Origin of the sequence: Alistipes sp. CAG:29 (assembly GCF_000435435.1) — a bacterium.
Lineage (GTDB): Bacteria > Bacteroidota > Bacteroidia > Bacteroidales > Rikenellaceae > Alistipes > Alistipes onderdonkii.
The window spans coordinates 76,462-88,213 of the sequence record NZ_FR893483.1 but is presented as its reverse complement, the minus strand read 5'-3'; the positions used below and the strand labels follow the sequence as shown (position 1 = coordinate 88,213).

The following is an 11,752-nucleotide window of genomic DNA, read 5'->3' as shown; positions in this document are numbered from 1 at the left end:
ATGCAGTTACGCACCGAGCATATCTACCGCGAGTTCCTCCGCCTGACCCGGCGGTTGAGCAACAGCCAGATCATGATGCTGCTGGCTGTCGTGGTCGGTATACTCGCCGGACTGGGCACCTACCTGTTCGAAATACTGCTGCACGGCATCAAGAGCGGGCTGATACGCTGGTTCCCGGTGGACAGTGCGCATGTCCTGTTCCTGATCTACCCCGCCATCGGCATCATACTCGCCACGCTGTTCGTAAAATATATCGTGCGCGACAATATTTCGGAGGGCGTAACGCGCGTGCTCTACGCCATGTCGAGCCGCAACTCGCGCATCCCGGGGCACAACTGCTGGACGTCGATCGTAGGCGGCGCCACGACCATCGGGTTCGGCGGTTCGGTGGGGCCCGAGGCGCCGATCGTACTGACGGGCGCGGCGATAGGCTCGAACGTCGGGCGGCTGGTGCGCCTCAATTACAAGCATACCACGCTGCTGCTCTGCTGCGGTGCCGGTGCGGCGCTGGCAGCCATCTTCAAGGCCCCGATCACGGGCGTGGTCTTCGTGCTGGAGATACTGATGCTCGACATCACGGCCGGCTCCGTGATCCCGCTGCTGATCGCCTCGATCACAGCCACGACGATGGCTTTCATGCTGCGCGGCTTCGACCCCATACTGGCCGTGACGCTCCAGCCGCAGGACGCCTTCGAGCTGTGGCAGATACCGCTTTTCATCCTGCTGGGCGTATGCTGCGGGCTGATGTCCTGGTATTTCACCTCGACCAACCTGCGCGTGGGCAACTTCTTCCGTAAGATCGACAGCCAATATAAGAAATGGCTCGTCGGCGGCGCCGTGCTGGGCATCCTGATCTTCATCTTCCCGCCGCTCTACGGCGAAGGCTACGAAGGGTTCATGTCGCTGATGCACGGCCGCGCACAGGAGCTGTTCGACAATTCGCTCTTCTACCGCTTCCGGGAAATCGACTGGGTGGTCATCCTCTTCGTCATCGCCACGATGTTCTTCAAGGTCATCGCCATGGCCTCGACCAACGCCGCGGGCGGCGTGGGCGGAACCTTCGCGCCGTCGTTGTTCGTGGGGGCGTTCACGGGAGCCTCGATCGCCCTGCTGTGCAATGCATTCTTCGACTGGGACGTCTCGGTCGTCTCGTTCACGCTGGTGGGCATGGCCGGCGTGATGTCGGGCGTGATGAAGGCGCCGCTGACCTCGATCTTCCTCATCGCGGAGCTTTCGAACGGCTACGGACTGTTCATCCCGCTGATGATCACGGCCTGCATATCGTTCGCCGTAGACTATTACCTCGACCCCGACTCGATCTACACCAAACAACTGCGCCAGCGGGGCGAACTGCTCACGCACGACAAAGACCAGTCGGTATTCGTCTTCCTGAAGCTCGACGATCTGATGGAGACCGATTTCCTGCGCATCAAGGAGAATTTCACGCTGGGCGACATCGTGCACATCATCTCGACGGCACGCCGCAACATCTTCCCCGTGATCGACAACTTCGGACACCTGCTGGGTATCGTGCAGCTGGACGACCTGCGCGAAGACATGTTCAAACACGAAAAATACGGGCATCCGATCTCCGACTACATGATCCAGCCCCCGGACAAAATCCTCGAACACGAGTCGATACAGGGCGTCATGGAGAAATTCGAGGACAAGCATACCTGGATGCTGCCCGTGGTCGACAAACAAAACCGCTACCTGGGCTTCATTTCCAAATCGCGCATCTTGAACGCCTACCGCGAACAGCTGGTGAAAATACAGCAGTAAACCGGGGTTTAGCACCGTATCTTCGATACAATCCCCATAGTCACTCCGAACCTCCCGTTGAAAAGGGAGGCTTTCCCCGACGATAAACCTACGGCAATATGACGACAGAAAATCCCTATCCCTGGGCCGACGGCATGGACTGCGCGGTTACGGTATGCGACACCGGGGGCACGATCCTCTACATGAACGACAAGGCGCGCACGACCTTCGCCCGGCACGGCGACATGGTCGGCAAAAACCTCTTCGACTGCCACGGCGAGCGGTCGCGCGAAATCATCCGCCGCCTGCTCACCGACGGGGGCACGAATGTCTATACGATCGAGAAAAACGGCGTCCGCAAAATGATCTACCAGACAGCCTGGCGCGTGGACGGCGTCGTGGGCGGACTGGCAGAAATCTCGATGGAGATTCCTGCCGAGATGCCGCACCACATCCGCAACTGATTCCGGAAAGGAGAAGCACCAGGGGTGCAGGGGTTCCCCCGAGCCGGATTACGACTCCCGGACTACCATTTTCGGACTACGACTCCCGGACTACGCCCCCCGGTATCATGAATTCGGGGTACAGCTTCCATCCCATACCCGATTCCCGGGGTTCAGGGTGTGCGTGCCCGGGAATTCGGGATACATCCGGAGCCGCCCTGCGCAATTCCGCCCCGGTAAATCATACCGCCGAACAAAATTTTTAGAGGGTCTAAAAGACCCTCTAATTTTTATGCCGCAAAAATTTTGTCGTGTTTATTTGCTAAAATGTAAAATACACTTTACATTTATCCTGTCTCAAACCTTTAAACAACCACGTTATGACAAAGGAATTACTACTTCCCCACAGTTTTAAGAAAATCGGCTGGGTCATCCTGATCCCGACGTTGCTGTTGGGCGTACTGATGCTCATCGACGGCTTCAACGGCTACCCGACCTACCTGATGCCGGCCGAAGGAACGGCCTGCTACGAAACGCTCTGCTCGGCAACGACAGGCCGTGCGCTGAACAACATCGCTCTGGTGGGCATCTGCATCGGCGGGATATTCGTAGCCTGCTCCCGCGAACGGATCGAGGATGAAATGATCTCCCGCATACGGCTGAACGCCCTGCTGACGGCACTTTACGTCAACTATGCCCTGCTTATCGCCACGGCGCTATGCACCTACGACCTCAGTTTCCTCTACGTCATGATCTACAACCTGCTCACCATGCTGCTGATATTCCTCGCGGTATTCCGCTGGAAACTGTGGCGTCTGAAACACGCGGTCGCAGATGAAGAATAGGATCCGGGTCGAACGCGCCGAAGTGCGCATGACCCAGCAGCAGTTGGCCGATGCCATCGGCGTAAGCCGCCAGACCGTAAACGCCATCGAGGCCGGGCGCTTCGTCCCCTCGACGGTACTGGCACTGAAGATCGCCCGGATCTTCGGCAAACCCGTCGAACAGGTTTTCCAGCTCGAAGAGGGGGACTGACCGCGGAGACATACCGGCAGACAAGACACGCGGGGACGGTACCGCATGGTACCGTCCCCTTTGTTTTCACGGCAGGCGCTCCGTTCCGAACAGACCGTCCCCGTCTATGCGGCGTGACGCAGTTGCGAAAGCCCTATAACTTGATGTCGTAAATCTGGATCACGCCCTGCAACTTCCCTGCATCGTCGGTGACGAGCAGCGACGTGACCTTGTTACGGGTCATCATCTTCTCGGCCTCGATCAGTTTCTTATCCGCGGAGATGGTTTTCGGGTTGGGCGTGGCGATATCGGCGGCCTTGATATTGAAAAACTCGGCGCGGCGGCGCTCCATCGCACGGCGCACGTCGCCGTCGGTCACGATGCCCTCGATCCTCTCGCCGTCGCAGATGATGATGAGCCCCAGCCCGCCCTTGCTGATGGCGTGGATCATATCCGTCGCCGAGCAGTCGGGCGCCACGACCGGGAGGTCGTGCGAACGCATCACGTTGCCCACGGTCATCAGCAGGCGCCGCCCGAGGCTGCCGCCCGGATGCAGGCGTGCGAAATCGACGCTCGTAAAGCCCCGCATCTGCATGAGCGACACGGCCAGCGCATCGCCCATGGCGATCTGCGCCGTGGTCGAGGTCGTCGGCGCGAGGTGCAGGATGCAGGCTTCCTCTTCGACGCTCACGTCGAGATGGATATCGGAATTCTTCGCCAGCGCCGATTCGGGGTTGCCCGTCATCGACACCAGCTTGTTGCCGTTGGAGTGGATGAAAGGCACGATCTTCAGGATTTCGTCGGTCTCGCCCGAATAGGAGAGCGCCAGCACGACGTCGTCCTTCGAGATCATCCCCAGATCGCCGTGGAAGGCCTCGCCGGGATGCAGGAAGAAACTCGGGGTTCCGGTCGAGGCCAGCGTCGCGGCGATCTTGCGCCCGACGAGCCCCGACTTGCCCATGCCGGTGACGATGCATTTGCCGCTGCATGCGAGGATCAGCTCCACGGCATCGGCGAAATTGTCACCCAAGGTCTCCTTCATGTGCTTGAGCGCCAGCATCTCGGTATTGATGGCCTTGCGGGCCAGGTCGAGGATCTGCGCTTTGGTGGTATCGGTCATTATAGCAAGGTTTTAATGAGATTCTCCAGATCGTCGAGTTGCAACATGTTGGGGCCGTCGCTCCTGGCGCAGTCGGGGCAGGGGTGCACTTCGAAGAAGAAGCCGTTGGCACCGAACGCCCGGGCCGCCCGGGCCATGGCCGGCACGAACTCGCGGTTGCCTCCCGTCGTACCGCCCGCACCGCCGGGACGCTGCACCGAATGGGTACAATCCATCACCACGGTCTGCGCGATGCGCAGCATGTCGGGGATATTGCGGAAATCGACCACCAGATTGTTGTAACCGTAGATATTGCCGCGTTCGGTGAGCCATATTTCCGAAGCCCCCGCATCGCGCGCCTTCTCATAGGGGTACTGCATGTCCAACCCCGAAAGGAACTGCGCCTTTTTGATATTCACGGTCTTGCCCGTCCTGGCCGCGGCGGTGAGCAGGTCGGTCTGCCGGCAGAGGAAGGCCGGGATCTGGATCACGTCGACGACCTCGCCCACGGGTGCGGCCTGCCACGCCTCGTGGATGTCGGTCAGCAGGCGCAGCCCCCACTTCGCCCGCACGTCGGCGAGCATACGCAACCCCTGTTCGAGTCCGGGGCCGCGGAACGAGGAGATCGAGGTGCGGTTGGCCTTGTCGAACGAGGCCTTGAAGATAATATCCGTCCCGAGGGCCTTGTTGATCGCCACGAGGCGTTCGGCCACGGTGTCGAGCAACTCGGCGGATTCGATGACGCAGGGGCCGGCGATGAATTTCATAGCTGTCATTTTATAAATTCCGGATGGTGTGACAAAAACTCCTCGGCACGTGCGAGGTCTTGGGGCGTGTCGATGCCGATGGTCTCGACGTCGGTGATGCCCACGCCGATCCTGTAGCCGTTTTCAAGCCAGCGGAGCTGCTCGAGCGACTCGGCCTTTTCGAGCGTGGACTGCGGCAGCGCCGTGACGGCACACAGCACCTCCGTGCGGAAGGCATAGAGGCCGAGGTGCTTGTAGAACGTATGGTGCGCAAGCCACTGCGAGCGTTCGACGCCGCGCAGGTAAGGGATGACCGAACGCGAAAAATAGATGGCCCGCGACTGCGCATCGAGCACCACCTTCGGCGAATTGGGGTTTTCCAGCGCGGCCAGGCCGTCCGCTTCGGCAAAGGGTTTCACGAGCGTGGCGATGTCCGTCGCGGGATCGTCGAAGCAGCGCTTCACGGCTTCGAGCTGCGACGCCCGGATGAAAGGCTCGTCGCCCTGCACGTTGACGACCACGTCGTAGGGCTTTCCCTGCCTGAGGTAGGCTTCCCAGCAGCGATCCGTGCCGCTCTTATGGTCTGCCGAGGTCATCTCGGCCTTGCCGCCGAACGCCACTACGGCATCGTAAATCCGCTCGTCGTCCGTGGCGACCACGGCATCGTCCAGTACGCCCGCCACCTGCTCGTAGACCCGCCGGATAACGGGTTTCCCGCCCAGCACGGCCAACGGTTTGGCCGGGAAGCGGGTCGACGCATACCGCGCCGGTATGATTGCGATAAATTTCATCGGCAGAGGAATTGATCCATAAAATTAAAAAAGTAAAAGGTGAAAAACAAAACTTTCCACCTTTTACTTCTTTCGGGCCGCTATATGAGCGCCTGTTTCAGCACTTCGTCGTTGGTCTTCACGTAATGGAAGGTCAGTCCGTCGATGTATTCGGGCTTGATCTCGGCGATGTCCTTGCGGTTCTCCTCCGAGAGGATCAGCTCGTTGATCCCGGCGCGTTTGGCCGCCAGAATCTTCTCCTTGACGCCGCCCACCGGCATCACACGGCCGCGGAGCGTCGTCTCGCCCGTCATGGCGATGCGATCCCGGACTTTCCGCCCCGTGTAGGTCGAAACGATCGAGGTCACCATCGTAATGCCGGCCGAAGGGCCGTCCTTCGGGATCGCACCCTCGGGGACATGGATGTTGATGTCGTTCTTCTCGAACAGTGCGGGGTCAATGCCCAGCTCCTTGCTGTGCGCCATCACCCACTCGTGGGCGATCGTAGCGGACTCCTTCATCACATCGCCCAGGTTACCCGTAAGGCTGACCTTGCCCTTGCCGGGCGTCAGCACCGACTCGATGTAGAGGATGTCGCCGCCGACCTCCGTCCAGGCCAGGCCCGTCACAACGCCTGTCATGCCGCCCACCTCGTACTCCTCCTTGAGGAACTTGGGCATGCCGAGGATCTTTTCGACCTCCCGGGCCGAAACCTCCGGGGCAAACACCTCGTCGAAGGCGATCTGCTTGGCACGGGCGCGGGCGATCTTGGCCAGCAACTTGTCGAGCGAGCGGACACCCGACTCGCGGGTATAGCCGGCGATGATGCCTTCGACTACCTCGGGGGCCATCGTGAGCTCCTGCTCCTTGATGCCGTGCGCCTCGCGCTGCTTGGGCAGCAGGTGGTCGAGGGCAATGCGCACCTTCTCCTCGATCAGGTAGCCGGGGATATTGATCATCTCCATGCGGTCGCGCAGCGCCGGTGCGATGTTGGCGATATTGTTGGCCGTGGCGATGAACAGCACTTTCGACAGGTCGTACTCCATGTCGATGTAGTTATCGTGGAAGGTGGTGTTCTGCTCCGGGTCGAGCACCTCGAGCAGCGCGCTCGACGGGTCGCCGTGGTTCGAAACGGTCACCTTGTCCACCTCGTCGAGGATGATGACCGGGTTGGACGAACCGCAGCGCTTGATGGTCTGGATGATCCGTCCCGGCATGGCGCCGATGTAGGTGCGGCGATGCCCGCGGATTTCCGACTCGTCGTGCAGGCCGCCGAGCGAGATACGCCCGAACTTGCGGCCCAGCGCCGCCGCCACCGACTTGCCCAGCGAGGTCTTACCCACACCCGGAGGGCCGTAAAGGCAGAGTATCGGGGATTTGAGGTCGCCCTTGAGCTTGATGACGGCCAGGTGTTCGAGGATACGCTCCTTGACCTCCTCCAGCCCGAAATGGTCGCGGTCGAGCTGCTCGCGCGCGCAATTCAGATCGAGATTGTCCTTGGTTACCTCGTTCCACGGGAGTTCCAGCAGCAGTTGCAGGTAGGTCATCTGCACCGAATATTCGGCCACGGCGGGATTCAGCCGCTCGACCTTCTGCAACTCTTTCTCGAAGGTTTCGCCGACCTCCTTGGGCCAGTTCTTCTTCTTGGCCTCCTCGCGCATCTTCTCGATGTCGGCATCGGCGCCGTCGCCCAGTTCGTCCTGGATCGTACGCATCTGCTGCTGCAGGTAATAGTCGCGCTGCTGCTTGTCGATCTCCTGCTTCACGCGCTCCTGTATCTGGTTCTTCAGCTCGGCCAGCTGCTGTTCGCGGATCAGTATTTCGAGCAGCTTGCGGGCTCGGGCCAGCAGGCCGGGGGCCTCCAGCAACGACTGGCGGTCTTCGTCCGTAAGCTCCATGTTCGAGCAGATGAAATTGATGATGCCGCGCTTGGAGTCGATGTTCTTGATGGCGAAGGCCGCCTCCTTGGGCATCGACGGCGAAACGTTGATGATGTTGAGCGCCACGTCGCGGATCGAATCCACGAGGGCCTCGAACTCGATGCTCTTCAGGTCGGGCGTCGTATCGCGCAGGGCGGTCACCCGGGCCCGGAAATAGGGCTCGGTCGTTATGTATTCGCGTATTTCGATCTTCTCCAGGCCGTTCAGGATCACCGTGAGGTTCCCGTTGGGCATTTCGAGGATTTTGATGATGCGCGCTGCGGTGCCGACCTTGTACATGTCGTCCGGCGCGGGGTCTTCGACGTCGCTCTCGCGCTGCAACACGGCGCCCAGGATGCCGCCTTCGGCATTCACGGCACGTACGAGGCTGATGCTCTTGTCGCGTCCCACGGTGATCGGGGTGATCGCACCGGGGAAGAGCACCGAACTGCGCAGCGTAAGGATCGGGATGATCTCCGGCACTTCGACCTCCTCGGCAACCTCGTCGCCGCCGGTCACGATCGGAATCACGTGGTGTTTGCCGTCGAGCAGCTCGGGAAGCAGGCTCGCATCTTCGACTTCGATGGTTTCGATTATCTTATCTTTTTTACTCATAGTTTACAGATACAAATATATAATGGTGCAAAGGTAACGATTTTTTATAGATATTTATTTTATCTTTGACAGAATGTTAATAACTTTGCAGGCCAAATAACGAAGCAAAACATTCACACCTTTCCTTTATGCAAATCGCTGATAAATATTCGCCGCAGGAGATCGAACAGAAATGGTACGACTACTGGATCGACAACCGGCTGTTCCATTCGGAACCCGACGGACGCGAACCCTATACGATCGTCATCCCGCCGCCCAACGTGACCGGTATGCTCCACATGGGGCACATGCTCAACAACACGTTGCAGGACGTGCTGATCCGCCGTGCCCGCATGTCGGGCAAAAACGCCTGCTGGGTGCCTGGCATGGATCACGCGTCGATCGCCACGGAGGCGAAAGTCGTGGCGATGCTGCATGAAAAGGGCATCGAGAAGTCGTCGCTCACGCGCGAGGAATTCCTCGAATACGCCTGGGAGTGGAAGGAAAAATACGGCGGCATGATCCTCAGGCAGCTGCGCAAGCTGGGCGCCTCGTGCGACTGGGAGCGCACCTGCTTCACGATGGACGAACCCCGCACCGAGAGCGTCATCAAGGTATTCTGCGACCTTTACGAGAAAGGCAAGATCTACCGCGGCGTACGCATGGTCAACTGGGATCCCGCGGCGCAGACGGCGCTGTCGGACGAAGAGGTGGTATTCAAGGAGTCGCACGGCAAGCTCTACTACCTGCGCTACATGGTCGAAGGCTCGGACAAGGCGGTCATCGTCGCCACGACGCGCCCCGAAACGATCCTGGGCGACACGGCGCTGTGCGTCAACCCCAACGACCCGCGCTACGGCTGGCTGCCGGCCGGGGCGCGCGTCATCGTACCGCTGGTGAACCGCGCAATCCCCGTAATCCGCGACGAATACGTCGATATCGAGTTCGGTACGGGCGCGCTGAAAGTGACCCCGGCGCACGACGTGAACGATTACATGCTGGGCGAGAAATACAACCTCGAGGTGATCGACATCTTCAACGACGACGGCACGATCAACGACAAAGTGGGGCTGTACGTCGGCATGGATCGTTTCGACGTCCGCAGAAAGATCGAAGGCGACCTGGCGGAAGCCGGCCTGCTGGAGAAGACCGAGGATTATACCAACAACGTGGGCTATTCGGAGCGCACGGGCGTGGCCATCGAGCCGAAACTCTCGATGCAGTGGTTCCTCTCGATGGGGCAATTGGCCGAACCGGCGACGAAGGCCGTCATGGAGGACGCGATCCGCTTCGTGCCCGAAAAATACAAGAACACCTACCGCCACTGGATGGAGAACATCAAGGACTGGTGCATCTCGCGCCAGCTGTGGTGGGGCCAGCGCATTCCGGCCTGGTACCTGCCCCAAGGCGGCTTCGTGGTGGCCCCGACGGCCGGGGAGGCGCTCGAAAAGGCGCGTGCGAAAACCGGCGACGCCTCGTTGCAGCCGTCCGACCTCAGACAGGACGACGACGTGCTGGACACGTGGTTCTCGTCGTGGCTGTGGCCGATTTCGGTCTTCGACGGCATCCGCAACCCCGGCAACAGGGAGGTCAGCTACTACTACCCCACCAACGACCTGGTGACGGGCCCCGACATCATCTTCTTCTGGGTGGCGCGCATGATCATGGCGGGTTACGAATACCGCGGCGAAAAACCCTTCGGCAACGTCTATTTCACGGGCATCGTCCGCGACAAGATCGGCCGCAAGATGTCCAAGCAGCTGGGCAACTCGCCCGACCCGCTCGACCTGATCGCCAAATACGGCGCCGACGGTATGCGCATGGCGATGCTCATCTCCTCGTCGGCAGGCAACGACGTGATGTTCGACGAGGCGCTCTGCGAACAGGGACGCAACTTCGGCAACAAGATATGGAACGCCTACCGCCTGGTGAACGGCTGGTCGGCGGACGGCAATGCCGCACAGGACGAGAACAACCGCCTGGCTGTCGAATGGTTCCGCCAGACGCTCGGCGTCGCTTTGCGCCAGATCGCCGACGATTTCGGTTGCTACCGCATTTCGGAGGCGTTCAAGACGGCCTACAAGCTCTTCTGGGACGATTTCAGCGGCCTGTACCTCGAGATGGTGAAACCCGCCTACGGGCAGCCGATCGACGCGCCGACGTTCGAAGCCACACGCACGTTCTTCGACTCCCTGATGCGCGTGCTGCACCCCTTCATGCCCTTCGTGACGGAAGAGATCTGGCAAGACCTCGCCCCGCGCAAAGAGGGCGAGTCGATCACCGTCGCCCCGATGCCCCAGCCGGCCGAAGCCGACGGGCAATTGCTGGCGCGGTTCGAACTAGCCCGGGAGGTGATCTCCTCGGTGCGCAACGTCCGCAACCAGAAGAACCTGCCGCAGAAGGAGGCGCTGACGCTCAAGGTGATCGCCGACGAGAACTACCCGGCCGAGTACGCCCCCGTGATGCGGAAAATGGCCAACCTGACGGCCATCGAGACGGTGACGGAGAAAGACCCGGCGGCCGCAGCGTTCATTGTCAAGACGACGCAGTATTTCGTGCCGATGGCGGGCAAGATCGACGCCGAAGCGGAACGACGCAAACTGACGGACGAACTGGCCTACCAGGAAGGGTTCCTCGCGAGCGTGATGAAGAAGCTCTCGAACGAGCGTTTCGTGCAGTCGGCCCCCGGGAAGGTGGTGGCCAACGAACGGGCCAAGCAGGCCGACGCCGAGGCCAAGATCGCGGCCATCAAGGCGCAACTGGAAGCCCTCTCGTAAACAAGGACGGACATGCCCTGTCCCGAATTCCCGAGGGGTTGGGACAGGCATTCCCCTCAGCGGCCACGCCGCAGACGAACCACACCCGCGCCGCAGGGCCGGGTTTAACGACGACACGATTTGCCGACAATCACCATATACACGGACGGTTCAGCGCTCGGGAACCCCGGGCCGGGAGGCTACGGCGCGGTACTCCTTTCGGGGCGGCACCGCAAGGAGCTGTCGCAGGGATTCCGCCTGACGACCAACAACCGCATGGAGCTCATGGCCGTCTGCGTGGCGCTCGAGGCGCTCAAGTTCGACGGGTCGGACGTCACCGTGTATTCCGATTCGAAATACGTCGTGGATGCCGTGACGAAAGGCTGGGTCTTCGGCTGGGTGAAAAAACAGTTCGCCGGTAAGAAAAACCCCGACCTGTGGATGCGCTTCCTGCGCGTGTACCGGCATCACAATGTCCGCTTCGTCTGGGTCAAGGGGCACGCCGACACGGTGGAGAACAACCGCTGCGACCAACTGGCGGTCGCTGCCGCCAACGACAAGGCGCATTTACTGGAAGATACGGGTTACGAACCCTGAAAAGGGGCGGACGGCATGTCCGCCCCTTCGTTTTTTTGGTTCTAAATTCCCCG

At 60.4% G+C, this 11,752-nt stretch carries 10 protein-coding genes; 6 read left to right on the top strand and 4 right to left on the bottom strand.

The annotated features are described in order from the left end of the window. From QVP03_RS10495 to QVP03_RS10480, 4 genes are all read left to right on the top strand, one after another. Positions 1 to 1,782 carry a chloride channel protein gene (locus QVP03_RS10495; RefSeq protein WP_022333404.1) on the top strand — a complete coding sequence of 594 codons (1,782 nt, stop codon included), beginning with the start codon at positions 1 to 3 and terminating at the stop codon, positions 1,780 to 1,782. Between the two features lie 98 nt (positions 1,783 to 1,880). Further along, a complete protein-coding gene (locus QVP03_RS10490) occupies positions 1,881 to 2,225 on the top strand; it encodes a PAS domain-containing protein (RefSeq protein ID WP_022333403.1) in 345 nt (114 codons plus the stop codon). Between the two features lie 359 nt (positions 2,226 to 2,584). Next, positions 2,585 to 3,049, top strand: coding sequence for a hypothetical protein (locus QVP03_RS10485; protein ID WP_022333402.1), 465 nt, complete (start codon positions 2,585 to 2,587; stop codon positions 3,047 to 3,049). Further along, positions 3,039 to 3,239 carry a helix-turn-helix transcriptional regulator gene (locus QVP03_RS10480; RefSeq protein WP_022333401.1) on the top strand — a complete coding sequence of 67 codons (201 nt, stop codon included), beginning with the start codon at positions 3,039 to 3,041 and terminating at the stop codon, positions 3,237 to 3,239. Before QVP03_RS10485 ends, QVP03_RS10480 begins: the two co-directional genes overlap by 11 nt. Positions 3,240 to 3,372: 133 nt before the next feature. Here the strand turns inward: QVP03_RS10480 and QVP03_RS10475 are convergent, their stop codons facing one another. The 4 genes from QVP03_RS10475 to lon form a co-directional block, all read right to left on the bottom strand. Continuing rightward, positions 3,373 to 4,338 carry a KpsF/GutQ family sugar-phosphate isomerase gene (locus QVP03_RS10475; RefSeq protein WP_022333400.1) on the bottom strand — a complete coding sequence of 322 codons (966 nt, stop codon included), beginning with the start codon at positions 4,336 to 4,338 and terminating at the stop codon, positions 3,373 to 3,375. Continuing rightward, positions 4,338 to 5,084: a 3-deoxy-8-phosphooctulonate synthase gene (gene kdsA, locus QVP03_RS10470; protein WP_022333399.1), complete on the bottom strand. Its 747-nt coding sequence runs from the start codon at positions 5,082 to 5,084 to the stop codon at positions 4,338 to 4,340. The genes QVP03_RS10475 and kdsA overlap by 1 nt, the downstream gene beginning before the upstream one ends. Before the next feature lie 5 nt (positions 5,085 to 5,089). Then, positions 5,090 to 5,854: a 3-deoxy-manno-octulosonate cytidylyltransferase gene (gene kdsB / locus QVP03_RS10465; protein ID WP_022333398.1), complete on the bottom strand. Its 765-nt coding sequence runs from the start codon at positions 5,852 to 5,854 to the stop codon at positions 5,090 to 5,092. An 80-nt stretch (positions 5,855 to 5,934) separates the two neighbouring features. Further along, on the bottom strand, positions 5,935 to 8,367 hold the full coding sequence (gene lon / locus QVP03_RS10460; protein ID WP_022333397.1) for an endopeptidase La: 2,433 nt from the start codon (positions 8,365 to 8,367) through the stop codon (positions 5,935 to 5,937). 128 nt (positions 8,368 to 8,495) lie between these two features. Here lon and QVP03_RS10455 point away from each other — a divergent pair, with 128 nt between their 5' ends. Beyond that, positions 8,496 to 11,123 (top strand): valine--tRNA ligase, encoded by a 2,628-nt coding sequence (locus QVP03_RS10455; protein WP_022333396.1) that lies wholly within the window; start codon positions 8,496 to 8,498, stop codon positions 11,121 to 11,123. Between the two features lie 120 nt (positions 11,124 to 11,243). Continuing rightward, on the top strand, positions 11,244 to 11,699 hold the full coding sequence (gene rnhA, locus QVP03_RS10450) for a ribonuclease HI (protein WP_018695206.1): 456 nt from the start codon (positions 11,244 to 11,246) through the stop codon (positions 11,697 to 11,699). Positions 11,700 to 11,752 lie beyond the last annotated feature (53 nt).